The following is a 23,901-nucleotide window of genomic DNA, read 5'->3' on the forward strand; positions in this document are numbered from 1 at the left end:
ATGACCGGCACCGGCCTGCTGCTCGTCGCGGCGCTGCGTCGCGACCGGCTGCACGTCGTGCTGTGGGTGCTCGCGGTCGCCGGCATGTGGTCGGCCGTGCTCGGCGGGCTCGGCGCCGCCTTCGACGAGGAGTCGCGCCGAGGGCTCGTCGCGCTGCTGGCGGCGCAGCCGGGCCTCATGCTGCTGCGCGGCGCGCCCGCCGGCACGGGCCTCGGCGCGGTGATGTTCGTCTCGACCTTCGCCTACCTCGCCGTGATGGTCGCGTTCATGATGACCTTCTTCGCGGTGCGCCACTCGCGCGGCGACGAGGACGCCGGCCGCGCCGAGCTCGTGCGCGGCACGGCGGTCGGCCGCTGGGCGCCGCTCGTGTCGACGCTCCTCGCCGGCGCCATCGAGCTCGCGGTCGTGTGCGGCGTCACGCTCGCGGCGTCGCTCGCGCTCGGGCTCGACGCGCTGGGCTCGGCGCTCATGGCGGCGGCGCTCGCGGGCGTCGGCGTCGTCGCGATGCTCGTCGGGCTGCTCGCCGGACAGGTCTTCCCCACCTCGCGCGCCGCGAACGGCGCCGCGTCGATCGTCGTGGGGCTGTGGTTCTTCGTGCGCGGCATCGGGGATGCGCTGGGCGAGCCGAGCGCCGACCTCACGCGGGTCGAGTCGGCGTGGCCGATCTGGCTCTCGCCGATCGGCTGGGGCGCGCAGGCGCATCCCTTCGCCGACGAGCCGTGGGAGCCCGACGGCACGCCGCTGCTGCTCTTCGTGCCCGCCGTGCTCCTGCTCGGCGCGCTCGTGGTGGCGCTCGAGGCGCGGCGCGAGCTCGGCCGGTCGCTGCTGGCGGAGCGCCGCGGCCGCGGCGCCGGCACCGCGCTGCTCGGCTGGCACCCCGGCGGTGCGCCGCTCGGCCTCACCGGCCGGCTGCAGCGCGCCGCGTCGCTCGCGTGGCTCGTCGTCGGCGCGGGGATCGGCGCGATCGCCGGGCGCCTCGCGCCGGTGATCTCCGAGGCGCTCGCCGAGAACCCGGCGCTCGGCCGCATCGTCGAGACGCTCGGCGCCGAGGGCGGCGGCGACACCGAGGGCCTGTTCCTCACGGCGCTCGCGGGCGTCATCGGCGTGGTGGCGAGCGCGGCGGGCATGCAGGCGGTGCTGCGGCTGCGGCACGAGGAGCAGGCGCACGGCGAGCTCGTGCTCGCGACGACCGTGCGCCGCACCGGGTGGCTCGGCAGCCACCTGCTGCTCGGCGCGCTCGCGTCCCTCGCGGTGCTGGCGGCCTTCACGATCGTGACCGGCGCATCCCTCGCCGCCGGGGGCGAGGAGCGCTGGGAGCAGCTGTGGCGGATCGCGCTCACGCACCTGCCGCTCGTCGCGGTCTACCTCGCGGTCGGCGCGGCCCTCGTGGCGTTCCTGCCGTCGACGGTCGCCTGGCTCGGCTGGGTGCTGCTCATCGGGCTGCTGCTGGTCGGCGACTTCGCGCCGCTGCTCGGCGAGGCGTGGGAGTGGCTCGAGAACCTCAGCCCCTTCCACTGGCTCGCGAACCCGCTCGCCGACGACCCCGACTGGACGGGCTCCTGGTGGCTGCTCGCGATCGCGGCAGCGCTGCTCGCCGCGGCCGCCGCGCGCTTCCGCGCCCGCGACGCCCTGGTCTGAGCGCGGCGGCTGAGCCGTCGGCAGCGACGGATGCGTCAGGCGCGCCCCGTGCGCATCCACGCGTCGGAGCGGGCCCGGAGCCCCAGCGTCACGGCACGGGCGCCCAGGTACCCGAACGAGAACGCCGCCCAGATCACCGCGAGCGCGCTCCAGCCGGGCACGAGCGCGAGCAGCAGCAGCGGCAGGTACACGGCGAGGTTGAGCACGCCCGTCCACGCGAGGTAGCGCACGTCGCCCGCGCCGATCAGCACGCCGTCGAGCACGAAGACGAAGCCCGCGATCGGCTGCGCGAGCGCGAGCAGCACGAGCGCGACCGGCAGCGCCTCGAGCACCGCCGCGTCCGAGGTGAAGGCGCCGCCGAGCACCCAGGCCGCGGCCAGGAGCGCGGCGCCCACGACGCATCCGAACCCCACGCCCCACCGCTGCAGGCGCCGGGTCACCGCGCGCGCCTGCGCGACGTCGCCCGCGCCGAGCGCCTTGCCGAGCAGCGCCTGCCCCGCGATCGCGAGCGCGTCGAGCGCGAAGGCGAGGGTCGAGAAGAGCGCGAAGGCGATCTGCGTCGCGGCGAGCGTCGTGGTCCCCGCTTGCGTCGCGACCGCCGTCGTCGCGAGCAGCGCCGCGCGCAGCGACAGCGTGCGCACGAAGAGCCAGCCGCCGGTGGTGGCGGTGCGGCCGAGGTCGCCCCAGTGCAGGCGCAGCGGCACGCCCTCGCTGCGCGCCTCGCGCACCGCGAACCGCAGGAGGAACGCGGCCATGCCCCACTGCGCGAGCACCGTGCCGAGGGCGCTGCCGGCCACGCCGAGGCCCAGGCCGTAGATGAGCAGCGCATTCAGCGCGGCGTTCGCGGCGAAGCCGGCGGTCGCGACGACGAGCGGCGTGCGGGTGTCCTGCAGCCCGCGCATGAGGCCGGTGGCCGCGAGCACGATGAGCATCGCCGGCAGCCCGAGGATCGAGATGCCGAGGTACACCGCGGCGTGCTCGGTGACGGCGGATGCGGCGCCGAAGAGGGCGACGACGGGGTGCGCGAGCGGGGTGGCGAGCAGGAGCGCCGCCCCGGCGACGATCGCGAGCCAGATGCCGTCGATGCCCGCGCGGATCGCGGCGGGCCGGTCGCCGGCGCCGAGCAGGCGCGCGACCGCCGGCGTGGTGCCGTAGGCGAGGAAGACGAGCAGGCCGACGGCGGTCGAGAGCACGGCCACGCCGATGCCGACGCCGGCGAGCTGCTCGGCGCCGAGGTGCCCGACGAGGGCGGTGTCGACGAGCAGGAAGGCGGGCTCGGCCATGAGGGCCCCGAGCGCCGGGACGGCGAGCCGCAGGATCTCCCGATCCAGCGCATCCGCCCGCATCCGCACCCACCAACGCTACCGGTGAGCGCTCCGCGCGCCCGCGGGCGCGCGACTCCCGCCGACGAGGGGCACGACGCGCGCCGAACCCGCGCCGGCGTGGGCATCCGAGCGGTGCGCCCCGGCATAGGCTGACACCATGACGACCCTGCCCTCCGGCCTGCCTGTCGAAGAGTTCAGCGACCGCATCCGCCCCCAGGACGACCTGTTCCTGCACGTGCACGAGCGCTGGCTCGAGCGCACCGAGATCCCCGACGACAAGGCCCGCTGGGGCTCCTTCGCGGTGCTCGCGGAGGAGGCGGAGGAGGCGGTCAAGGAGATCGTCATCGAGATGCAGGCGGCCGAGCCGGGCACCGACGCCCGCAAGGTCGGCGACCTCTACGCATCCTTCCTCGACGAGGAGGCAGCCGATGCCAAGGGGCTCGAGCCGATCCGCCCGTTGATCGACCGCATCGACGCGGTCGACTCGATCGACGGCATGCTCGCGCTGCTGGGCGACCTCGAGTCGATCGGCGGCCCGGGCTTCGTCGGCATCTGGGTCGACACCGACCCGGGCGACCCGAGCCGCTACCTGGTGCAGATGAACCAGGGCGGCCTCGGCATGCCCGACGAGTCGTACTACCGCGACGACGCGTTCGCCGAGGTCCGCGAGGCGTACCTCGCGCACCTGACGACGATGTTCGGCCACCTCGGCGCCGAGCACCCCGACGCCGAGGCCGCGTGCGTGTTCGCGCTCGAGACCGAGCTCGCCGGGCACCACTGGGACCGCGTCGCCTCCCGCGACGACGAGAAGACCTACAACCTCCAGCGGCCCGCCGTCGACCACCCGCGGCTGCAGCCGTACCTGCGTGCGATCCACGCGCCCGAGGGCGCCTTCGACGAGGCGGTCGTGCGGCAGCCGAGCTTCCTCGAGGGGCTCGCCGAGATGCTCGTCGAGGAGCGCCTCGAGGAGTGGAAGTCGTGGCTGCGCATGGGCGTGCTGCGCTCGTTCGCGAGCTACCTCAGCACCGAGGTCTCGCGCGACCAGTTCGCCTTCTACGGCACCGCGCTCACCGGCGCCACGGTGCAGCGCGAGCGCTGGAAGCGCGGCGTCTCGCTCGTCGAGAGCATGCTGGGCGATGCGGTCGGCCGCATCTACGTCGAGCGCCACTTCCCGGCGGAGGCCAAGGCGGCGATGGACGACCTCATCGCGCACCTCGTGGACGCCTACCGCGCGTCGATGGCCCAGCTGCCCTGGATGAGCGAGCAGACCCGCGCCCGCGCCCTCGAGAAGCTCGAGAAGTTCACGCCCAAGATCGGCTACCCGGTGCAGTGGCGCGACTACTCGACGCTCGAGATCGGCGACGACCTCGTGACGAACGTGCAGGCGGCGACCCGTTTCGAGCACGACCGCGAGCTGGCGAAGATCGGCAAGCCGATCGACCGCGACGAGTGGTTCATGAACCCGCAGACGGTGAACGCGTACTACAACCCCGGCTTCAACGAGATCGTCTTCCCGGCCGCCATCCTGCAGCCACCCTTCTTCGACGCGGGTCGGGATGCGGCGGCCAACTTCGGCGCGATCGGCGCGGTCATCGGGCACGAGATCGGGCACGGCTTCGACGACCAGGGCTCGAAGTACGACGGCGACGGCCGCCTCGTCGACTGGTGGACCGACGACGACCGGGCGGCGTTCGAGGAGCGCACCGGCTCGCTCATCGCGCAGTACGACGCGCTCGAGCCGGCCGCGGCGCCGGGCCACAAGGTGAACGGCGCGCTCACGATCGGCGAGAACATCGGCGACCTCGGCGGGCTCGGCATCGCCTGGAAGGCCTACATCGCCTCGCTCGGCGGCGAGGAGCCGCCGGTCATCGACGGGCTGACGGGCACGCAGCGCTTCTTCCTCTCGTGGTCGAACGCCTGGCAGCTGAAGATCCGGCCCGAGGAAGCGGTGCGGCTCGTCTCGATCGACCCGCACTCGCCGAACGAGCACCGCACCAACCAGGTCGTGAAGAACCTCGACGCCTTCGTCGAGGCCTTCGACGTGCGCCCCGGCGACGCGCTCTGGCTCGACCCGGAGGCCCGCGTCACCATCTGGTGACCGGGCGGAACCTGGGAGCGCGCACGGGCGCGCGCTGGGTATCGTTGGACACGGACCAGGCCAGCGACGCTGGCGACCCAAGGGCAGGAGTGAACATGCGCGGCAGGATGCTTCTCGTGATCGGCTTCGGTGCGGGCTACGTGCTCGGTGCGAAGGCCGGGCGTCAGCGTTACGAGCAGATCGCCAGCGCGGCCGACAAGGTGTGGAACTCGCCGTCGGTCGCGAAGCAGCGGCACGAGGTGCAGCACTTCGTCGAGACCAAGGGCCCCAAGCTCGTCGAGTCGGCGAAGGAGTCCGCGAGCGACGCGATGGACAAGGTCGGCAAGGTCGGCAAGCGCCGCCACTCGCGTGACCTCGACATCCCGAAGGACGTCTGATGGCGTTCGGAGGGCCGAGCCGCAAGTCGCTCGGCGAGCTCGTCGCCGAGACGCCGAAGCTGATCGTCGACCTCGCGAAGGCCGAGATCGCGCACCTGAAGGCCGAGATCGGCGCGAAGACGAAGGGCCTCGGCGTCGGCGCCGGGCTGCTCGCGGGCGCCGGCTTCTTCGCGATCTTCCTCTTCGGGTGGCTGCTCATCGCCGCGTTCGAGGGCCTCAACGAGGCGCTCGACCCGTGGCTGTCGGCGCTCATCGTCTCGGCGTTCCTGCTCGTGGTGGTGCTGATCCTCGCGCTCGCCGGGCTCTCGCTCATCAAGAAGAACAAGGACTTCAACAACCTCGAGGCCGTCGACAGCATCAAGGACGACGTCAACATGGTGAAGGGCGTCGGTCACGCCGCCGAGGGCACCGACCCGCTCGACGACCTGCCGACCGCGAACGGAGACCTGCGATGACCGAGCAGCGCGACATCGATCGCCAGCGCGAGGAGGTGCGCCGCCACCTCGACGAGCTCGAGAGCCGCCTCAACCCGAAGAAGGTCGCCAATCGACTCATCGGCAAGGCGCAGGACTCCTACAACGACGACCCGACGCCGTGGATGGCCGCCGCCGCCGGCGTGGCCGTGCTCGTCGTGGGCGGCATCGCGCTCGCGATCTTCGGCCGCAGGTAGCGGCCTACGCCGCGAGCGTCGCGCCGAGCAGCTCGCGCCGGTCGACCTGCAGCGTGCTGAGGTCGACGCGCACCGCGGTCTCGGGCGCCATGCGGTTCCAGCCGTCGCCCGTGAGGCCGCTCGAGGTCACGGCGATCGAGCCGTCCTCCGAGCGCCGCCACGACAGCTGGTAGTAGTGGTCGACGTGCCCGGCCGGCAGGTCGTCGCCGAGCCCCGACTCCTCGAACAGCTCGTGGGGGATGGGCGCGCCCTCGTTGGCGTGCACGGCGATGAGCTCGTCGGGCGAGAGCACCAGCAGGTTGAGCGCCGAGGTCGGGAACTCCCCGCGCAGCTCGGAGACGGTCGCGGTCACCGCGTCGAAGAGCGGCTCGCCCGCCTCGTGCCGGCGCAGGATGAGGGCGAAGACGACCGCGGTGTCGGTCTCGCCGCCCACCCGGGCGAGCTCGGCATCCGTCACCTTCTCGCGCAGCTGCGCGTAGGGCGTGACCGAGCCGTTGTGGGCGAGCACGATGTCGCCGACGCGGAACGGGTGCGTGTTCTGCACGCGCGTCGCGAAGCCCTCGGTCGCGAGGCGCAGGTGCGTCAGGCGCGCGCGGGACGGGGTGTCGCCGAGCGCGTCGGTGAGGTCGGGGTTGTCGAGGCCGCGCGCGGCGTCGCGGTAGCGGCGCACCTCGTCGCCGTCGAGCCAGGCCGTGCCCCACCCGTCGGTGTGCAGGCGCCCGAGCCGCTGCCACTCGTGGCAGCTCGCGTCGCCGATGACCTCGCGCGTCGTGACAGGGGTGGGGGAGGCGTGTGCGAGTAGTCGGCACATGTGAGCATCCCCTTTCCGTTCCGTCCATCCTCTCGCATCCGGGCCGCAGATGCCGGATGCGTCGTCACAGTCGGTAACAGCGCGTCGCGCGCCGCTGTTCCACACCCGCCGCGGCAGGCGCGGCGCGCGGGTGCGGCTCGCCGCTAGCCTCGCGCGGGTGCGGGAGGATGGTGGGATGACCGTCGAGCTGACCCCGGAGCAGCTGGCGATCCATGAGCGCATCGAGCGGGGCGACGGGCACCTGTTCATCACGGGCCGCGCGGGCACGGGCAAGTCGACGCTGCTGCGCCACCTGATCGAGCACTCGTCGAAGCAGATCGTGGTGTGCGCGCCGACGGGCGTGGCTGCGCTGAACGTCGGCGGCCAGACGATCCACTCGCTGCTCAAGCTGCCGCTCGGCGTGATCGCCGACGCGCCGCTGCGGCAGAGCGCCGAGCTGAAGCGGCTGCTCGGCAAGCTCGACGTGCTCGTGATCGACGAGATCTCGATGGTCAACGCCGACCTCATGGATGCGATCGACCGCTCGCTGCGGCAGGCGCGCGGCGTGCGCTCCGTGCCGTTCGGCGGCGTGCAGGTGGTGATGTTCGGCGACCCGTACCAGCTCGCGCCGGTGCCGGGCGATGCCGAGGAGCGCGCCTACTTCGCCGACCACTACGAGTCGATGTGGTTCTTCGACGCGCGGGTCTGGCGCGAGGAGTGCGACCTGCAGGTCGTCGAGCTCGTGCACATCCACCGCCAGACCGACCTCGAGTTCAAGCAGGCGCTCAACGCGGTGCGCCACGGCACCGTGACGGCCGAGATCGCGCAGCTGCTGAACGACGCGGGGGCGCGCACGCCGCCCGGCGACGACGTGCTGACGCTCGCGACCCGCAACGACACCGTCAACCGCATCAACGCGCGCGAGCTCGCGCGCCTGCCGGGCCGCCCCAAGACGGCGACCGCCGAGATCACCGGCGACTTCGGCGGGCGGCAGTACCCGGCCGACGCCGAGCTCGAGCTCAAGCTCGGCGCGCAGGTGATGTTCCTGCGCAACGACGCAGAGCAGCGCTGGGTCAACGGCTCGCTCGGCCGCGTGGTCGACATCGGCGGCACGGTCTGGGTCGAGGTCGACGGCGAGCAGCACGAGGTCGAGCCGGCCGTGTGGGAGCAGTACCGCTACTCGTACTCGCCGACGACGAAGGAGATCAAGCGGGATGTCGTGGCCGAGTTCACGCAGTTCCCGCTGCGGCTCGCGTGGGCGGTCACGATCCACAAGTCGCAGGGCAAGACCTTCGACCGGGCGGTCGTCGACCTCGGCCAGCGGGCGTTCGCGCCGGGCCAGACCTACGTGGCGCTCTCGCGGCTGACGTCGCTCGACGGCCTCTACCTCTCGCGGCCGCTGCAGCCGCGCGACATCATCGTCGACCAGCGCGTGCGCCGCTTCATCCACGAGGTGCGGGAGCGGGATGCGGCGCGCGCGTCGGGCGCGGATCTGCGCGACGCGCCCGCGGCGGGTGCCCCGCCGGCCGAGACGGCCGCGCAGGAGGACCGGCGCGATCGCATCGAGGCGCTCTTCGCGCCGGATGCGCCGACGCCCTTCTAGCCCTCGTCAGTCGGCGTCGCTCGCGGCGGCCGACTCGGAGCGCGGGCGGGCGCGGCCGCCCGAGCCGGCATCGCCCGCGCCGGCATCGCCCGCGCCGGCATCGCCCGCGCCGGCACCGCCTGCGCCGGCATCGCCGCCCGCTGCCGCGCGGTCGTGGTCGAGCACGGGGAGGTCGGCGAGCGCGCGCAGGAAGCGGGTGGCGGCCTGGCGCTCCTCGCTCGACATCTCGGCGGCGATCGCGAAGCGGCGGGCGTGGTCGCGCCCGACCGACGCGGTCGCCGATCGGCTCGACTCCGGGGTGACCACGATCGAGAGCGCGCGCCGGTCGGTCGGGTGCGGCTCGCGGCGGATGTGGCCGGCGCGCTCGAGCCGGTCGAGCATCTTCGTCACCGAGGGGCCCGTGATGCCGAGGTGCTCGGCGATCATCGTGGAGGTGACGATGGTGCCGTCGCGCGTGACGGCCATGATGTAGCGGATGGCGCGCATGTCGTTCTCGCCGAGCTTCATGTGGCGCCTGCTGGCCTCGGTGTGCTCCTCCGACGCGCTGTGCCAGCGGCGCAGCGCGTGGAAGAGCTCGACGATCTCGTCGACGTCGGCGTCGGTCAGCCCGAACTCGCCGACGAGCGCTGCGGAGGCGTCGTAGCGTCGCGGATCGAGCAGCGCGCGCCCGTCGGGGCCGTCGATCGGCGGTTGCAGCATGAGGGGATTCTATTGCAAAAACTCATAGTTGCACAGGCTCACTATTTGCTACGCTCGAGCCATGACCTCACACGCGCAGCAGCCTGAGGAGCTGGTGGTGCTCCTCGACGACGCCGGGAGGCCGATCGGCTCCGCGCCGAAGTCCGAGGTGCACACCGACGCGACGCCTCGCCACCTCGCCTTCTCGTGCCACCTGCTCGACGCCGACGGTCGGATGCTCGTCACGCGCCGGGCGCTCGGCAAGGTCGCGTGGCCGGGCGTGTGGACGAACAGCTGCTGCGGCCACCCCGCACCGGGCGAGCCGCTCGAGGCGGCCGTGCAGCGCCGCCTCCAGCACGAGCTCGGCACGACCGCCGAGGGGCTCGAGCTCGTGCTGCCCGAATTCTCCTACCGGGCCGTCGACGCGAGCGGCATCGTCGAGCACGAGCTGTGCCCCGTCTTCGTCGGCCGCATCGCCGGCCCGCTGCAGCCCGACCCCGCCGAGGTCGCCGAGTGGCAGTGGGTCGAGCCCGAGCGGCTGCTCACCGCGATCCGCGCCACCCCGTGGGCCTTCAGCCCGTGGCTCGTGCTGCAGGCCGAGCAGCTGCCCGCGCTGGCAGGTGCCTCGTGACCGCCATCGACGCGCCCACGCTGCTCGCCGAGGTCGAGCAGCGGCTCGCGCGGCTGGCCGCACCGACCGGGCCGCACCCCGTGCAGGCGGCCGCCGCCGGCGCCGTCGGCGGCGGCAAGCTCCTGCGCCCCCGCCTCGTGCTCGTGGCCGCGGGGGAGGGCGCCGACCGCGAGGCCGTCGTCGCGACCGCGGCGGCGATCGAGCTGCTGCACGCGGCCCTCCTGGTGCACGACGACGTGATCGACGACGACGACGAGCGCCGCGGCCAGCCGTCGGTCTCCCGCCGCGCCGCCGTCACCGCGGCTGAGGCGGGCCTGTCACCCGCGGCTGCGCAGCGGCTCGGCCTCACCACGGCGATCGTCGCCGGCGACGCGCTCCTCGTGCGGGCGCTCGCAGCGCTCGCCCGCCTCGACGTGCCCACCGCCGTGCGGGTGCGCCTCGTCGACATCGTCGAGCGCGCGATGATCCGCGCGGCCGAGGGCGAGCACGACGACGTGCTGCTGGCCGGCTCGACCCCCGACGACGAGACGATCGACCGCATCCTGCGCGGCAAGACCGCCGACTACTCGTTCCGCGCGCCGCTCGAGCTGGGCGCGGTGCTCGGCGGCCGCGACGAGGCCGCGATCGAGGCGCTCGGCGAGATCGGGCTCCGGATGGGCGTGGTCTACCAGCTGCGCGACGACGTGCTGGGCGTCTTCGGCGACGAGGCCACGACCGGCAAGAGCGTGCTGAGCGACATCCGCGCCGGCACGCCCACGATGCTGTCGGCGCTCGCGAGCCGCGAGTCCCAGTGGGCGGCGGTCTCGCGCCACTACGGCGACCCCGCCGCCGACGAGGGCGCAGCCGCGCGCATCCGCTCCGTCATGCGCGGCAGCGGCGCGCTCGGCGAGGTCGAGCGCCGCATCGCCGAGGGCGCCGACGAGGTGCGCGCGATGCTCATCGAGGCGCCCATCGAGCAGCGGCTGCGCGACGACCTGCAGCTCATCCTCGAGCGCTGCGCGGAGCGTCGCCGATGACCGGCCTCGACCTCTACACCGCCACCGCGCGGCGGGCGAGCGCCACCGTGATCGAGGCGTACTCCACGTCGTTCGGCATGGCGAGCCGGCTGCTGCCGCCGCAGATGCGCGGCGACATCCAGACCGTCTACGCGCTCGTGCGGGTCGCCGACGAGATCGTCGACGGGCCGGGCGCCGAGTCGGGCCTCGACACCGCCGCGTGCCGCGACGTGCTCGACGAGCTCGAGCGCGAGGTCGAGCGGGCGATGCAGACCGGCTTCAGCGCCGACCTCGTCGTGCACGCCTTCGCCGAGACCGCGCGCCGAGTCGGCATCAGCGCCGACCAGACGCAGCCGTTCTTCGCCGCCATGCGCCGCGACCTCGACCCCGTCGCCTTCGCCGACGAGCGCGAGCTGCGCAGCTACGTCTACGGCTCCGCCGAGGTCGTCGGCATCATGTGCGTGCGCTGCTTCCTCGGCGGCCGTCGCCTGCCCGACGCCGAGGCGCGCCGCGTGGCGCGCGGAGCCCGCGCGCTCGGCAGCGCCTTCCAGGTCGTCAACTTCCTGCGCGACCTCGGGGCGGACGCCGACGCGCTCGGCCGCGCCTACCTGCCCGGGCTCGACCCGGCGCATCCGACCGACGAGGCCGTCGCGCGCGTGCTCGACCGGCTCGAGGGCGAGCTGCGCCTCGCCCGAGCCACGATCCCGAGCCTGCCCCGCGAGGCGCGCCCGGCCGTGCTCGCGGCGCACGACCTCTTCGCCGCCCTCGCGCGGCGCATCCGCGCCACCCCCGCCGCCGAGCTGCGCTCGCGCCGCATCAGCGTGCCGCGCGCCGAGAAGGCTGCGATCATCGCGCGCGCCGCCGTCGGCGCCGGGCTCTCGCGCAGCATGCCCGCGCGCGAGCGCGCCGCCCGCCCGGAGCTGGCCCGATGAGCCGCATCGTCGTCATCGGCGGCGGCATCGCCGGCATCGCGAGCGCGGGCCTGCTCGCGCGCGACGGCCACGCGGTCACGCTCGTCGAGCAGGGGCCGGCCCTCGGCGGCCGCGCCGGCACGTGGCGCTCGAAGGGCTTCCTGTTCGACACGGGGCCGTCATGGATGCTCATGCGCGAGCCCTACGAGCACGCGTTCCGGCTGCTCGGCTCGAGCCTCGAGGCCGAGCTCGACCTCGTGCGCCTCGACCCCGCCTACCGGGTGCTCTTCGAGGGCGAGGACGAGCAGCTCGAGGTCTCGGGCGACCTCGAGACGACGATCGCGCGCTTCGAGGCGGTCGAGCCCGGTGCCGGCGACGCGCTGCGGCGCCACCTCGCCTCGGCGACCGAGACGGCAGAGCTCGCGACCGCGGGCCTGCTCTCGAACCGCTTCGACTCGCCCGGCGCCTTCGCGGGGCTCGGGCTCGCGCGCCGGCTGCCCACGCTCACGCGGCTGCTCATCGAGTCGCTCGAATCGCGCATCGCGCGCGGCTTCCGCGACCGCCGCCTGCAGCAGACGCTCGGCTACCCGGCCGTCTTCCTCGGCACCGAGCCCAGGTCGGCGCCGTCGATGTACCACCTGATGAGCCACTTCGACCTCGTCGAGGGCGTCTGGTACCCGCAGGGCGGGTTCACGGCGGTGGTGGATGCGCTCGCGCGCCTCGCGCGCGAGTCCGGGGTCGAGGTGCGCACCGGCACCCGCGTCGAGCGCATCCTCGTCGACGGGGGCGCGGCCCACGGCGTCGAGCTCGCCGGCGGCGAGCGCATCGAGGCCGACCTCGTCGTCTCCGCCGCCGACGGCCATGCGACCGACACCCGGCTGCTCGCGCACGTGCCCGGCATCGCCGAGCGCGCCCGCCGCCGCTGGGCGAAGCGCGTCGCGGGCCCCTCGGCGGTGCTCGTCATGCTCGGCGTCGAGGGCGAGCTGCCCGAGCTCGCGCACCACTCGCTGCTGTTCACGCGCGACTGGGAGGACGGCTTCGGCCGGATCTTCGGCGCTCCCGCGGCCGACCCCGCCGACGGCGTCACCGACCCGGCATCGCTCTACGTCAGCCGCACCTCCGCGACCGACCCGTCGGTGGCGCCCGCCGGGCACGAGGCGCTCTTCGTGCTCGTGCCGGTGCCGGCCGACACGCGCCTCGGCGCGGGCGGCGTCGACGGCGCGGGCGACGCCGCGGTCGAGGCGATCGCCGACCGCGCCATCGCCCAGATCGCCGACTGGGCCGGCATCGACCGGCTCGCCGAGCGCGTCGTCACGCGCCGCACCATCGGCCCGGCCGACTTCTCGCGCGACTTCGACTCGTGGCAGGGCACCGCGCTCGGGCCGGCGCACACGCTGCGGCAGAGCGCCTTCTTCCGCGGCTCCACCAAGCATCCGGGCGTCGACCGGCTGCTGCTCGCGGGCGCGACCACGGTGCCCGGCATCGGCGTGCCGATGTGCCTCATCTCGGCCGAGCTCGTCGTCAAGCACGTGCGCGGCGACCGCTCCACCGGCCCGCTGCGACCGCTCGGAGCCGCGGCGCAGACCCCGGCGGAGGCGGAGCCGGCATGAGCCTCGCCTACCTCGTGGGGCTGCTGCTGGCCACCCTGGGCGTCGGCGCCATCGACGCGCGCTGGCGGCTCGCGCTGTTCCGCGAGCCCCTGCGAGCGATCGGCGCGGTCGGCGGGACCGCCGCGGTGCTGCTCATCATCGACCTCGCGGGCATCGCCACAGGCAACTTCCGGCTCGGCGCCTCCCCGTGGATGACGGGTGTCGAGGTGCTGCCGCACCTGCCGATCGAGGAGCTCGGCTTCATCGTCTTTCTCGCCTACGTCTCGCTCGTGGCGCTCGCGGGCGCCGAGCGCATCCTCGACCGCAGGGCGGGGGCCGCGGTATGAGCTACGCGCTGCTCCTGACACCGCTGCTCGTGGCCGCCGCGATCGCCGCGATCGTCGCGCTCCGCCGCGACCGGCGGGGCTGGGCGGCGCTCGGGATCGCGGCCGTCGTCATCATGGCGCTCACCGTCGTGTTCGACTCGCTGATGATCGCCGCCGACCTGTTCCGCTTCGACGACGCGCTGCTGCTGGGGGTGCGCCTCGGGCTCGCGCCGATCGAGGATCTCGGCTACGCGCTCATCGCGCTGCTGCTCGTGGCGGCGCTGTGGCGGCTGCTGCCCTCGCGAGGCCGAGGCGTCGCGGCGAGCCCGAGCGCGGAGGCGGCGGATGCGTGACGTCGTGATCGGCGAGCCGAGCCTCGCCCGCCGGCTGCTGCTCGCGTCGCGCCCGGTCAGCTGGATCAACACGGCGTTCCCGTTCGCCGCGGCGATGCTGCTCACGACCGGCCAGGTCGACGCGCGCCTCATCATCGGCACGCTCTTCTTCCTCGTGCCGTACAACCTCGCGATGTACGGCATCAACGACGTCTTCGACTACGCCTCCGACGCCCAGAACCCGCGCAAGGGCGGCGTCGAGGGCGCGCTCCTGCCGCCGTCGACGCACCGCGCGACCCTGCTGTGGTCGGTGGGGCTGCTCGTGCCGTTCGTCGTCGCGCTCGTCGCGCTCGGCGGCCCGGCCTCGTGGGCCGTGCTCGCCGTCAGCCTGTTCGCGGTCGTCGCCTACTCGGCGCGCGGGCTGCGCTTCAAGGAGGTGCCGGTGCTCGACTCGATCACCTCGAGCACCCACTTCGTGAGCCCCGCCGTCTACGGCCTCGTGCTCGCGGGCGCCGACTGGACCCCGCAGCTGTGGGCGATCCTCGTGGCGTTCTTCTGCTGGGGCATGGCGAGCCACGCCTTCGGGGCCGTGCAGGACGTCGTGCCCGACCGCGAGGGCGGCATCGCGTCGATCGCGACGGTGCTCGGCGCGCGCGCGACCGTGCACCTCGCGATCGGCCTGTGGGCCGCCGCCGGCGCGCTCATGCTGCTCGCGCCCTGGCCCGCCTCGGCCGCCGCCCTCGTCGCCGTGCCGTACATCGCGCTCGCCGCGCCCTTCTGGAGCATCACCGACGAGGGCAGCGCCGCCGCCAACCGCGGCTGGCGCCGCTTCCTCTGGGTCAACTACGCGTGCGGCTTCCTCGTGACGATGGTGTGCATCGCGTGGGCGATGGGCGTGCGATGAGCCGCCGCATCCTCGTCACGGGCGCCACCGGCTACGTCGGCGGCCGGCTCGCCCCGCGCCTCGTCGAGGCCGGGCACCACGTGCGGGCGCTGGCGCGCGACCCCGGGCGGCTGCGGGACGCCGCGTGGGCGGGCGACGTCGAGATCGTGCAGGGCGACCTCGAGGTGCTCGCCGACGTGCGGCGGGCGGTCGAGGGCGTCGACGTGGTCTTCCACCTCGTGCACGCCATGAGCGCGGGCGGCGACTGGGCTCAGGCCGAGCTCGTGCAGGCGCAGCACGTCGCCGCCGCGGCGAAGGCGGCGGGCGTGCAGCGCATCGTCTACCTCTCCGGCCTGCACCCGCAAGGGCAGCGGCTCTCGAAGCACCTCGCCTCCCGCGTCGCCGTCGGCGAGACGCTGCTGGCCTCCGGCGTGCCGACGATCGTGCTCGAGGCGGGCATCGTCATCGGCTCCGGCTCCGCGTCGTTCGAGATGATCCGGCACCTCACCGAGGTGCTGCCCTACATGCCGGCGCCCCGCTGGGTGCGCAACTTCGTGCAGCCGATCGCGATCCGCGACGTGCTGCACTACCTCGTCGCCGCGGCCGAGGTGCCCGGCGACGTGCACGGCGCGTTCGACATCGGCGGGCCCGACGTGCTGCGCTACGGCCAGGTGATGAACGGCTACGCGGTCGAGGCGGGCCTGCCGCAGCGGCCGATCGCGCCGCTGCCGGTGCTGACGCCGTGGCTCGCCTCGCAGTGGGTCAACCTCGTGACGCCGGTGCCGCGCGCGATCGCGATGCCGCTCATCGGCTCGCTCCTGCACGACTGCGTCGTCGAGGAGCACCGCATCGATCGCGTCATCCCGCCGCCCGAGGGCGGCCTCACCGGCTACCGCGGCGCGGTGCGACTCGCGCTCGCCCGCGAGCGCTCGGGCGACATCGAGTCGAGCTGGCGCTCGGCATCGTCGGCGGGCGCCCCGTCCGACCCGCTGCCGAGCGACCCGAAGTGGTCGGGGTCGACGGTGATGGAGGATGCGCGCGAGCGCGTCACGAGCGCCTCGCCCGAGGCGGTGTGGCGCGTGGTCGAGTCGATCGGCGGCGACCGCGGCTGGTACTCGGTGCCGCTGCTGTGGAGCATCCGCGGGCTCGCCGACCGGCTCGTCGGCGGCGTGGGGCTGCGTCGCGGCCGCCGCGACCCGGTGCGCCTGCGCGCCGGCGACGTCGTCGACTTCTGGCGCGTCGAGCGCATCGACCACGGCCGGCTGCTGCGGCTGCGGGCCGAGATGCGCGTGCCGGGGCGCGCCTGGATCGAGTTCACCGTCGAGCCCGCGCAGCTCGAGTCGGGCGGGAGCGGCGCGCGCTACCGGCAGCGCGCCATCTTCCTGCCGAGCGGGCTGGGCGGCCGGCTCTACTGGTGGTCGCTCGTGCCCGCCCACCACGTGATCTTCGAGGTGATGGCCAACCGCATCGTCGCGGCGGCGGAGGCGGAGGCCCGGTGAGGCTCTGGTCGCTCCATCCCGGGCTCCTCGACCGGCAGGGCCTCATCGCGTGCTGGCGCGAGGCGCTGCTCGCGCAGGCGGTGCTCGCCGGCCGCACGAGCGGCTACACGCGCCACCCGCAGCTGCAGCGCTTCCAGGAGCAGCCCGACCCCGTCGCGAGCATCGGCGCGTACCTCTCGGGCATCGCCGCGGTGGCCGAGGTGCGCGGCTACCGCTTCGACCGCTCCCGCATCGACGCCCCCGGCCCCGCGCAGCGCATGACCGTCTCCGACGGCCAGCTCGCGTTCGAGTGGCGGCACCTGCGGGCGAAGATCGCCGCCCGCAGCCCGGAGCGCTTGCGGCTCGCGCGGCACCCGGTGCCGCATCCGCTCTTCGAGGTCGAGCGCGGCCCCGTCGCCGAGTGGGAGCGGCCCTAGGGCTCGAGCCCGGCGTCGGCCTCGAGCGGCGGGTGCTCCATCACCGGCAGGTCGGCGAGCGCGCTGAGGAACCTCGTCGCGGCACGGCGCTCGTCGCTCGACATCGTCGCGGCGATCTCGAAGCGGCGCGTGTGGTCGCGCCCGACGGTCGCGGTCGCCGTCGCGCGCGTGGCATCGGTGACCCGCACCGACAGCGCCCGGCGGTCGGTCGGGTGCGGCTCGCGCCGCACGTGCCCGGCGCGCTCGAGCCGGTCGAGCATCTTCGTCACCGACGGCCCCGAGATGCCCAGGTGCTGCGCGATCATCGTCGACGTGACCGGCCGGCCCTCGCGCGCGACGGCCATCATGAAGCGGATCGCGCGCATGTCGTTCTCGCCGAGCCTCATGTAGCGGCGGCTCGCCTCGCTGTGCGCCTCCGAGGTGCGGTGCCACCGCCGCAGCGCCTGGAAGAGGTCGACGATCTCCTCGACCTCGCGGTCGCTCAGGCCGCGCTCGCCGACGAGGCGGGCGGATGCGTCGAGTCGCCTCGGGTCGATGAGCGCCCGTGCGTCGGCGTCCGCGGCCCGCTGTCCCATGCGGCAATGCTACCCGCGCGGCTCATAGTTGCCTTGGCTCAGCATCCGCCGCGCCGCAGCGCGCGTCAGCGGTGCTCGAACCGCCAGGGGAGCGAGCCGACGTGGAGGCGGTGGCGCGGACCCTCCTCGGTCTCCTCGCCGCCGTCGTACGCCTCGTCGCCGTGCCACAGCGCGAGCCCGCGCTCGTGGTCCTGCTTCGTCTCGTAGCGCTGCATCTCGCGCGCGCCGAGCGAGCGGACGGCGGCATCGACGGTCGAGAACGCCATGAGGGTGTCGAGCGTCACCCACGTGGGCGGGAACAGCTTGAGGCTCCCTGCCCCGTGCCGCTTGAGCGCATCCGCCGGGCGCAGCCACTCGGAGGCGACCGCCTCGGCCTGCTGCAGCACGACGTCGCCCTCGTGCCCGTGCGCGAAGAAGAACCAGGTGTGGAACTTGGTCGCGAGCTGCTGCGGCGGCGACCAGTGCGACAGCGGCAGCAGGGCGTCGGGGTCGACGATCAGGCCGGTCTCCTCGGCCGTCTCGCGCACCGCGGCGTTGCGGGCGGTGCGCTCCTCGTCGTCGGCCTCGTCGTGCGGCTCGACCCTGCCGCCGGGGAACACCCAGCCGCCGGCGAACGCCCCGCGATCGGGCCGCTGCAGCAGGAGCACCTCGATGGCGCCGGCGCCGTCGCGCGCGAGCACGAGGGTGGCGGCGACGGGGATCTCGGTCACACGCTCACGCTACCGCTGAGGGACCCTCATCCGCCGCTGATCCGCGCGTCATCTCGCGGATCGCGTCGTCGGCGCGGCTGCCGTAGGGCCCTGCTGGATCGGCCGCGTGCAGGTCGGGCTTCTGGGCCGGCACGGCGAGCACCTCGAGCGGCGGCGCGTGCTCGATCGCCGGCTCGAGCCCCTGCAGCGCCGAGAAGCGGCGCGCCTGGGTCACGACGTTGCGATCGAGCGACGAGTTGAAGGCGTTGTACGCCTCGACGGTGCTGTTGAGGCGCTTGCCGAGCGTGGCGAGGTGCGTGCCCATCGTGCCGAGCCGCTTGTGCAGCTCGCGGCCCACCTCGAGCACCCGCATCGCCTCGCCCGCGAGCTGCTCCTGCCGCCAGGTGTAGCCGACGGTGCGCAGCAGCGCGACGAGCGTCGCAGGCGTCGCGAGCACGACGTTGCGCTCGAAGGCGCGCTCGAACAGGGTCGGGTCGCGCTCGAGCGCCGCGTTCAGGAACGGTTCGGCGGGGATGAACATGACGACGAACTCGGGCGTGCCGGGCACCGCCTCCCAGTACGCCTTCGAGCCGAGCTGGTCGATGTGGTCGCGGAGGTGGCGCGCGTGGGCGTCGAGCCGCTTGTCGCGCGTCGCGTCGTCGCGGGCCTCCATCGCCTCCAGGTAGCCGTTGAAGGCGACCTTCGCGTCGACGATCACCTGCTTCTCGCCCGCGAGATGCACCAGCATGTCGGGGCGCAGCGCGCCGTCGTCGGTCGCGTGGTGCGCCTGCTCGGTGAAGTCGACGTGCTCGAGCATCCCCGCGGCCTCGACGACCCGGCGCAGCTGCAGCTCGCCCCACCGGCCGCGCACCTGCGGGGCTCGGAGGGCCGTGACGAGCTGGCGCGTCTCGAGCGTGAGCTGCTCGGAGGAGGTGCGCATCGCGTGCAGCTGCTCGGCGAGCGCGGCGCCCGCCTCGGCGCGCGCCTTCTCGGCGGCCGTCACCTCGGTGCGCACCGAGTCGAGGGTCTTCGAGAGCGGCTCGACGAGCTGCTGCACCGCGGCCTCGCGCTTGGCGAGCTCGGCGGCGCCCTCGGTCTGCGACCTGCGCAGCCGCTCCTCGGCCTGCTCGAGGAAGACGGCCGAGTTGCGCTCGAGGGCCGCGCGGCTGAGCGCCGCGAACTCGTCGGCGCGACGCTGCGCATCCTGCTGCAGCTCGGCGATGGCCTCGCGGCCCCGCTCGCGCTCCTCGACGAGCCGGCGGTGCGCCTCGGCGCGCGCCTCGTCGAGCTGCCGCTGCGCCTCGGCGCGCAGGTCGTCGAGCTGCGCCGCGTGGCGCCGCTCGGCGAGGTCGCGCTCGCGGGCGCGCTCGCCCTCGACGACCTCGAGCCGGCCGCGCACCGCGTGCAGCTCGCCCGCGGCGCCGCTCTGCTCGGCGGCGGCGCGCGCGCGGCCGAGGCGCGCGCCGAGCACGGCACCCAGCGCACCGGCGAGCAGCACGGCCGCGGCGACGACGATGACGGTCAGCGGATCCATGGAGGTATCGCACCACGGGCCACCCACGCCCGGGCGAGCGACGCGCGATCCGCCGCGGACCGGCCGTCGCGCCCGCCCCCGATGCACAACGCAAGCCCATCCGCGATGTCCGGCGGCGGATCGGCTCGACCGCTCCGATCCTCCGCCGAACCGCCGGCTCGGGCTTGCGTTGTGCGCGGGCGGGCGCCGCTGCGGGCCCGGAGGGCTGTCCGCGCCCAGCCCGCGCCGCGTAGGGTCGGGGCATGGTGGAGATCGAGCGCATCCTGGCCCCCAACCCCGGACCGATGACCCTCGAGGGCACCAACACCTACGTCATCGGCGGCGAGATCGTGGTCGACCCCGGCCCCGCCGACGTCGACCACGTCGAGCGGCTCGTGGCGGTGCAGCCGCGGCTGATCCTCGTCACGCACAAGCACACCGACCACACCGAGGCGGCGACCGAGCTCGCCCGCTCGACCGGCGCCGTGCTGCGCGGCCTCGACCCCGACGAGTGCTACGGCGGCGAGCCGCTCGCCGACGGCGAGTGGATCCCGGTCGGCGACGTCGAGCTGCAGATCCTCGCCACCCCCGGCCACACGCACGACTCGGTCTCGATCGTCGTCCCGGCCGCGCGGTGCTCACCGGCGACACGATCCTGGGCCGCGGCTCGACCGTCATCATGCATCCCGACGGCGCGATCGCGCCCTACCTCGCCAGCCTCGACCGGCTCGAGGCGCTCGGCGACCTGCAGGTGCTGCCGGGCCACGGCGAGCCGCTGCCGTCGGTGGCGGCGGTGGCGCGGGAGTACCGCGCGCACCGGCTCGAGCGGCTCGATCAGGTGCGGGCGGCGCTGCGGCAGCTCGGCATGACCGCGGCCGACGCGTCGGTCGGCGAGGTCACCGACCTCGTGTACGGCGACGCCGACGCCTCCGTGCGCCAGGCCGCCGAGGCATCCGCCGCCGCCCAGCTCTCCTACCTGGAGCAGACCGAGGCCTGAACCGGCCTGCTGCTCGGCCCGCGTCAGCCGCTCTTGCGGCGGTGGACGCGCTTCTGCACGGCGGGGCCCGTGTGGGCCGACTGCACGCCCGAGCTCGCGCTCATGCCCTGGCCGTGGTGGCCGAGCTTCTTCTTGTCGAGCGCCTCGCGGAACTTGCGCCGCTGCGCCTCCTCGGGCGTCTCCGTGCCCTCGGGGGTGTCCTGCGGCGTCTCCACCTCTGCGGGATCGTGTTCGCTCATGACCCCACCTTGCCGCGTGCGGGCAGCGATGTCGAGTCGAGCCGCCCGGCCAGCAGGTGCGCGCGCTCGGACGGGCGGGATGCGTCGGGCACGAAGGCGGCGAGGGTGCGCACGAGCGTGGTCATCCAGACGAAGCCGACGCCCACGGCGATCGCCTCGAGCCCGGCGGCGCTGTAGACGTCGCCGGGCCGCCACAGCAGGAGGGCGACGAGCAGCGCGACACCGGCGCCGACGGTCGTGAGCAGCATCGCGCGCGGCGGCCCCGGCATCACGACGGTGACGACGGCCGCGGTGAGGGCGAACAGCCCGAGCGCGCCGAAGGCGGCGATGTTGTGCGGCAGCGGCGCGAGGTGCAGCGGGAAGAGGCCCACGCCGGCGAGCGCGGCGCCGGTGAGCGCGAAGAGCCCCACGACCCAGGCGATGCGGGGCAGCGCCGCGTCGCCGAGCCAGCGGTGCAGGTCGCGGCCGACGAAGGCGCCGACCGAGCCGACGAGCAGGCCCGCGATCACGACGGTGCCGTTGAAGGCCCACGAGCCCGCGCCGTCGCCCGTGCCGAGGTCGGAGAAGTGTCGCTGCCACCAGGCGGGATCGGCGGCCGTGATCATCGCGAAGAGCGTGCCGATCGTCAGGTACGCGAACAGCAGCGTCGCGAGGTCGCGGGTCGTCAGCTCGACGCCCGCCTGGAAGGCGAGCCAGCCGCCCGTCGACGCGGCGATGCCCGTGAGCAGCGCGCCGCCGATCGCGGGCGCCTCGAGCCCCTGCAGGCCGAGGGCGAGGATCTCGCCGCCGGTGAGCACCGCGACGTAGGCGACCGCACCGAAGGCGAGCGTGATCGCGGCGGTCGACAGGTGCGAGACGGTCGTCTGCCAGCCGGGCATCGGCGCGGTCTCGCGCCGGCGGTGCAGGAGCGTGCTGAGCACGAAGGCCGCGGCGGTCACGATCGCGGCGATGCCGGCGGCCGGCTGCGCGATGCCGCCCTCGTCGGCGATCGGGCGCGGCTCGCCCGCGAGCGCCAGCAGGCCGAAGGCCGTGCCGATCCCGAAGCAGGCCCAGGCGGCGGCGATCGCGCGCGACTCCCGACGCGCCTCGGACTCCGGGGCTGCCTTCACGCATCCGATCGAACCATGCCGCGCTGACGGCCTACCCCGATGGCACAGGGCGCGGGGCTCGGCCGCCCGGCGGAGACCGATTGACTTTCGATAGATTCCGAGCGAGACTCGATGCATGCTCCGCTCCCGCTGGTCCGTCCTCCTGCTCCGCGTCGCCCTCGTCGTCGCGGCGCTCTGGCTGCTCGTGCTCATGGCGATGTCGCTGCCGGGCGAGCTCCGCGACGAGGCGCCCGCCTTCCGCGTGCCGGCGCAGGTCGTGCTCACGCTCGTGCTCGCGAGCGTGCTCGTGGTGATCGTCTGCATCTGGCGGCTGCTGACGCTCGTGCAGCGCGACCGGCTCTTCAGCGACGCCTCGCGCCGCTGGGTCGACGCGATCGTGTGGGCGCTCGCGATCGGCTGGAGCCTGCTCGCGGCCGGGGCACTGACGGTCACGACGGTCATCTTCCTCACGCCCGAGATCCGCGACCCCGGCATCCCGATGGCGCTGTTCGGCGTCGTCGTGCTCTCGTCGCTGCCGATGCTGCTCATGATCGTCATGCGCGGCCTGCTGCGGCAGGCGACCGGCTACCGCGCCGAGCTCGACGAGGTCATCTGATGGCCATCGTGGTGCGCATCGACGTCGAGCTCGCGAAGCGCAAGCTCAGCGTGGGCGAGTTCGCCGAGCGCGTCGGGCTGACACCGGCGAACGTCGCGGTGCTGAAGAACGGCCGCGCGAAGGCGGTGCGCTTCTCGACGCTCGACGCGATGTGCCGGGTGCTCGAGTGCCAGCCGGGCGACCTGCTCGAGTGGGTCGACGACGAGGACGACGCGGCCGCTCGCCACGACGACGCCCGGGCTTGATCGCCGGCCGCGGTCATCGCGGCATCCGGTCGTGCGGTGCCTCCTCGTGCGCCGCCACCTCGGGCGTCGCCGCGCGGCGACGGCGGAGCAGCGGCTCGGCCTCGGCGAGCTCCGTCGCGGTCGCGCTGCGGAAGGCGCCCGCCGGGTCGGCCTGCACTGCCCGGCGCTCCTGGCCTCGAGTCGCGACGAGCGAGGCGGCGATCGAGGCGGCGATGATCGTCGCGACGACGACGAGCGACACCGTGGTGGGGATGTAGAGCACGTCGAGCAGCGCCATCTTGGTGCCCACCCAGACGAGCACGAGCGCGAGCCCGACCTTGAGGTAGATGAAGCGGTGGATGAGGTCGGCGAGCAGGAAGTACATCGCGCGCAGTCCCAGGATCGCGAAGGCGTTGGCGGTGAAGACGAGGAACGGCTCGGAGGTGACGGCGAAGATCGCGGGGATCGAGTCGACCGCGAACACGATGTCGGTGACCTCCACCAGCACGAGCACCGCGAGCAGCGGCGTGGCCACGACGACCCCCGCCCGCCGCACGAGGAAGCGCTGCCCGTAGTACGCATCCGTCATCGGCACGAACCGGCGGAACAGCCGCAGCACGCGCGAGCGCTCCGGGTGCGCGTGCTCGTTCCGGGTGCGCAGCATCTGGATGCCCGTGAGGATGAGGAAGGCCGCGAAGACGTAGAGGATCCACGCGAAGTTCTCGATGAGCGCGGCGCCCGCGGCGATGAAGATGCCGCGGAAGACGAGCGCGCCGAGCACGCCGAGGAAGAGCACGCGGTGCTGGTACTCGCGCGGCACGGCGAAGGCGGCGAAGATGATCGCCCAGACGAAGACGTTGTCGACGGCGAGCGACTTCTCGATGAGGTAGCCGGCGAAGTACTGCTGGCCGTACTCCGCGCCCCAGGTGCTCCAGACGACGATGCCGAAGCTGATGCCCGAGAGCACCCAGACGACCGACCAGCCGAGCGCCTCGCGCACGCCGATGACGTGCGCCCTGCGGTGCGCGAAGAGGTCGATCGCGAGCATGGCGATGATGGCTGCCAGCACGGCGAGCCAGGCGTAGACGGGTACATCCATCGTGTCCTCCAGTTGTCGATGCAACCGGAGGTCTCGCCCGGGACCGCGAGACCGCGATCCCGGATGCGCCGGAGCCCGATGGCGGGCACGAAGTGACGAC

27 protein-coding genes and 1 pseudogene are annotated in these 23,901 nt (G+C 74.1%); 19 read left to right on the forward strand and 9 right to left on the reverse strand.

Features of this window, described 5'->3' with window-relative positions; translation table 11 throughout:
• The gene (locus FQ330_RS01795; RefSeq protein WP_146354717.1) at positions 1-1,638 is read left to right on the forward strand and encodes an ABC transporter permease subunit; all 1,638 of its coding nucleotides are present in this window, start codon (positions 1-3) and stop codon (positions 1,636-1,638) included.
• Between the two features lie 35 nt (positions 1,639-1,673).
• Here FQ330_RS01795 and FQ330_RS01800 read toward each other — a convergent pair whose 3' ends face one another.
• On the reverse strand, positions 1,674-2,984 hold the full coding sequence (locus FQ330_RS01800; RefSeq protein WP_146355323.1) for an MATE family efflux transporter: 1,311 nt from the start codon (positions 2,982-2,984) through the stop codon (positions 1,674-1,676).
• A 136-nt stretch (positions 2,985-3,120) separates the two neighbouring features.
• Here FQ330_RS01800 and FQ330_RS01805 point away from each other — a divergent pair, with 136 nt between their 5' ends.
• The 4 genes from FQ330_RS01805 (at position 3,121) to FQ330_RS01820 (ending at position 6,108) form a co-directional block, all read left to right on the forward strand.
• Positions 3,121-5,061, forward strand: a complete 1,941-nt coding sequence (locus tag FQ330_RS01805) for a M13 family metallopeptidase (protein ID WP_146354719.1) — start codon at positions 3,121-3,123, stop codon at positions 5,059-5,061.
• A gap of 95 nt (positions 5,062-5,156) precedes the next feature.
• Positions 5,157-5,438, forward strand: a complete 282-nt coding sequence (locus FQ330_RS01810) for a hypothetical protein (protein ID WP_128189881.1) — start codon at positions 5,157-5,159, stop codon at positions 5,436-5,438.
• Positions 5,438-5,893 (forward strand): phage holin family protein, encoded by a 456-nt coding sequence (locus tag FQ330_RS01815; protein WP_146354721.1) that lies wholly within the window; start codon positions 5,438-5,440, stop codon positions 5,891-5,893. Before FQ330_RS01810 ends, FQ330_RS01815 begins: the two co-directional genes overlap by 1 nt.
• Complete coding sequence (locus FQ330_RS01820; protein WP_128189879.1) at positions 5,890-6,108, forward strand: DUF3618 domain-containing protein; 219 nt, start codon at positions 5,890-5,892, stop codon at positions 6,106-6,108. The genes FQ330_RS01815 and FQ330_RS01820 overlap by 4 nt, the downstream gene beginning before the upstream one ends.
• A gap of 4 nt (positions 6,109-6,112) precedes the next feature.
• On the opposite strand, the gene FQ330_RS01825 is transcribed toward FQ330_RS01820, so the two are convergent.
• On the reverse strand, positions 6,113-6,919 hold the full coding sequence (locus FQ330_RS01825; RefSeq protein ID WP_192575800.1) for a class II glutamine amidotransferase: 807 nt from the start codon (positions 6,917-6,919) through the stop codon (positions 6,113-6,115).
• 175 nt (positions 6,920-7,094) lie between these two features.
• Between FQ330_RS01825 and FQ330_RS01830 the strand changes: the two genes are divergently transcribed.
• Positions 7,095-8,501, forward strand: a complete 1,407-nt coding sequence (locus tag FQ330_RS01830; RefSeq protein WP_146354725.1) for an ATP-dependent DNA helicase — start codon at positions 7,095-7,097, stop codon at positions 8,499-8,501.
• A 6-nt stretch (positions 8,502-8,507) separates the two neighbouring features.
• On the opposite strand, the gene FQ330_RS01835 is transcribed toward FQ330_RS01830, so the two are convergent.
• Positions 8,508-9,200, reverse strand: coding sequence for a MarR family winged helix-turn-helix transcriptional regulator (locus FQ330_RS01835; RefSeq protein ID WP_146354727.1), 693 nt, complete (start codon positions 9,198-9,200; stop codon positions 8,508-8,510).
• A gap of 61 nt (positions 9,201-9,261) precedes the next feature.
• Between FQ330_RS01835 and idi the strand changes: the two genes are divergently transcribed.
• Genes idi through FQ330_RS01875 form a run of 9 tightly spaced genes read left to right on the forward strand, consistent with a single transcriptional unit; the run spans position 9,262 to position 16,761 of the window.
• A complete protein-coding gene (gene idi, locus FQ330_RS01840) occupies positions 9,262-9,810 on the forward strand; it encodes an isopentenyl-diphosphate Delta-isomerase (RefSeq protein ID WP_146354729.1) in 549 nt (182 codons plus the stop codon).
• Positions 9,807-10,826, forward strand: a complete 1,020-nt coding sequence (locus FQ330_RS01845; protein ID WP_192575801.1) for a polyprenyl synthetase family protein — start codon at positions 9,807-9,809, stop codon at positions 10,824-10,826. Before idi ends, FQ330_RS01845 begins: the two co-directional genes overlap by 4 nt.
• Positions 10,823-11,737, forward strand: coding sequence for a phytoene/squalene synthase family protein (locus FQ330_RS13140; RefSeq protein ID WP_192575802.1), 915 nt, complete (start codon positions 10,823-10,825; stop codon positions 11,735-11,737). Before FQ330_RS01845 ends, FQ330_RS13140 begins: the two co-directional genes overlap by 4 nt.
• Positions 11,734-13,326: a phytoene desaturase family protein gene (crtI, locus tag FQ330_RS13145; protein ID WP_192575803.1), complete on the forward strand. Its 1,593-nt coding sequence runs from the start codon at positions 11,734-11,736 to the stop codon at positions 13,324-13,326. The genes FQ330_RS13140 and crtI overlap by 4 nt, the downstream gene beginning before the upstream one ends.
• Entirely contained in the window at positions 13,323-13,652 is a 330-nt protein-coding gene (locus FQ330_RS01855) for a lycopene cyclase domain-containing protein (protein ID WP_146354733.1), read from the forward strand. The genes crtI and FQ330_RS01855 overlap by 4 nt, the downstream gene beginning before the upstream one ends.
• Positions 13,649-13,984 (forward strand): lycopene cyclase domain-containing protein, encoded by a 336-nt coding sequence (locus FQ330_RS01860; protein ID WP_146354735.1) that lies wholly within the window; start codon positions 13,649-13,651, stop codon positions 13,982-13,984. The genes FQ330_RS01855 and FQ330_RS01860 overlap by 4 nt, the downstream gene beginning before the upstream one ends.
• Positions 13,977-14,867, forward strand: a complete 891-nt coding sequence (locus FQ330_RS01865; RefSeq protein ID WP_146354737.1) for a prenyltransferase — start codon at positions 13,977-13,979, stop codon at positions 14,865-14,867. Before FQ330_RS01860 ends, FQ330_RS01865 begins: the two co-directional genes overlap by 8 nt.
• Positions 14,864-16,345: an SDR family oxidoreductase gene (locus tag FQ330_RS01870; RefSeq protein WP_146354739.1), complete on the forward strand. Its 1,482-nt coding sequence runs from the start codon at positions 14,864-14,866 to the stop codon at positions 16,343-16,345. The genes FQ330_RS01865 and FQ330_RS01870 overlap by 4 nt, the downstream gene beginning before the upstream one ends.
• Positions 16,342-16,761 carry a pyrimidine dimer DNA glycosylase/endonuclease V gene (locus tag FQ330_RS01875; protein ID WP_128190416.1) on the forward strand — a complete coding sequence of 140 codons (420 nt, stop codon included), beginning with the start codon at positions 16,342-16,344 and terminating at the stop codon, positions 16,759-16,761. The genes FQ330_RS01870 and FQ330_RS01875 overlap by 4 nt, the downstream gene beginning before the upstream one ends.
• Here FQ330_RS01875 and FQ330_RS01880 read toward each other — a convergent pair.
• From FQ330_RS01880 to rmuC, 3 genes are all read right to left on the reverse strand, one after another.
• Entirely contained in the window at positions 16,758-17,336 is a 579-nt protein-coding gene (locus FQ330_RS01880) for a MarR family winged helix-turn-helix transcriptional regulator (protein ID WP_146354741.1), read from the reverse strand. The genes FQ330_RS01875 and FQ330_RS01880 overlap by 4 nt on opposite strands.
• Positions 17,337-17,401: 65 nt before the next feature.
• Positions 17,402-18,046: an NUDIX hydrolase gene (locus tag FQ330_RS01885; protein WP_146354743.1), complete on the reverse strand. Its 645-nt coding sequence runs from the start codon at positions 18,044-18,046 to the stop codon at positions 17,402-17,404.
• A gap of 4 nt (positions 18,047-18,050) precedes the next feature.
• A complete protein-coding gene (gene rmuC / locus FQ330_RS01890; protein WP_192575804.1) occupies positions 18,051-19,559 on the reverse strand; it encodes a DNA recombination protein RmuC in 1,509 nt (502 codons plus the stop codon).
• A 284-nt stretch (positions 19,560-19,843) separates the two neighbouring features.
• Here rmuC and FQ330_RS13655 point away from each other — a divergent pair.
• Both FQ330_RS13655 and FQ330_RS13660 read left to right on the forward strand, forming a co-directional pair.
• A pseudogene (locus FQ330_RS13655) lies at positions 19,844-20,113 on the forward strand (MBL fold metallo-hydrolase); the annotation flags it as partial.
• A 59-nt stretch (positions 20,114-20,172) separates the two neighbouring features.
• Positions 20,173-20,535 (forward strand): MBL fold metallo-hydrolase, encoded by a 363-nt coding sequence (locus FQ330_RS13660; RefSeq protein WP_318655684.1) that lies wholly within the window; start codon positions 20,173-20,175, stop codon positions 20,533-20,535.
• A gap of 23 nt (positions 20,536-20,558) precedes the next feature.
• On the opposite strand, the gene FQ330_RS01900 is transcribed toward FQ330_RS13660, so the two are convergent.
• Both FQ330_RS01900 and FQ330_RS01905 read right to left on the reverse strand, forming a co-directional pair.
• Positions 20,559-20,774: a DUF5302 domain-containing protein gene (locus FQ330_RS01900; RefSeq protein ID WP_128189974.1), complete on the reverse strand. Its 216-nt coding sequence runs from the start codon at positions 20,772-20,774 to the stop codon at positions 20,559-20,561.
• Positions 20,771-21,883, reverse strand: a complete 1,113-nt coding sequence (locus tag FQ330_RS01905) for a DUF998 domain-containing protein (RefSeq protein ID WP_225792639.1) — start codon at positions 21,881-21,883, stop codon at positions 20,771-20,773. Before FQ330_RS01905 ends, FQ330_RS01900 begins: the two co-directional genes overlap by 4 nt.
• 115 nt (positions 21,884-21,998) lie before the next feature.
• Between FQ330_RS01905 and FQ330_RS01910 the strand changes: the two genes are divergently transcribed.
• Complete coding sequence (locus FQ330_RS01910; RefSeq protein WP_146354747.1) at positions 21,999-22,478, forward strand: DUF2975 domain-containing protein; 480 nt, start codon at positions 21,999-22,001, stop codon at positions 22,476-22,478.
• Positions 22,478-22,723, forward strand: coding sequence for a helix-turn-helix domain-containing protein (locus tag FQ330_RS01915; RefSeq protein WP_128189971.1), 246 nt, complete (start codon positions 22,478-22,480; stop codon positions 22,721-22,723). The genes FQ330_RS01910 and FQ330_RS01915 overlap by 1 nt, the downstream gene beginning before the upstream one ends.
• A gap of 13 nt (positions 22,724-22,736) precedes the next feature.
• Here FQ330_RS01915 and FQ330_RS01920 read toward each other — a convergent pair whose 3' ends face one another.
• Complete coding sequence (locus FQ330_RS01920; RefSeq protein WP_146354749.1) at positions 22,737-23,801, reverse strand: TerC family protein; 1,065 nt, start codon at positions 23,799-23,801, stop codon at positions 22,737-22,739.
• Positions 23,802-23,901 lie beyond the last annotated feature (100 nt).

This window comes from Agrococcus sediminis, assembly GCF_007923295.1.
GTDB classification, from domain to species: domain Bacteria; phylum Actinomycetota; class Actinomycetes; order Actinomycetales; family Microbacteriaceae; genus Agrococcus; species Agrococcus sediminis.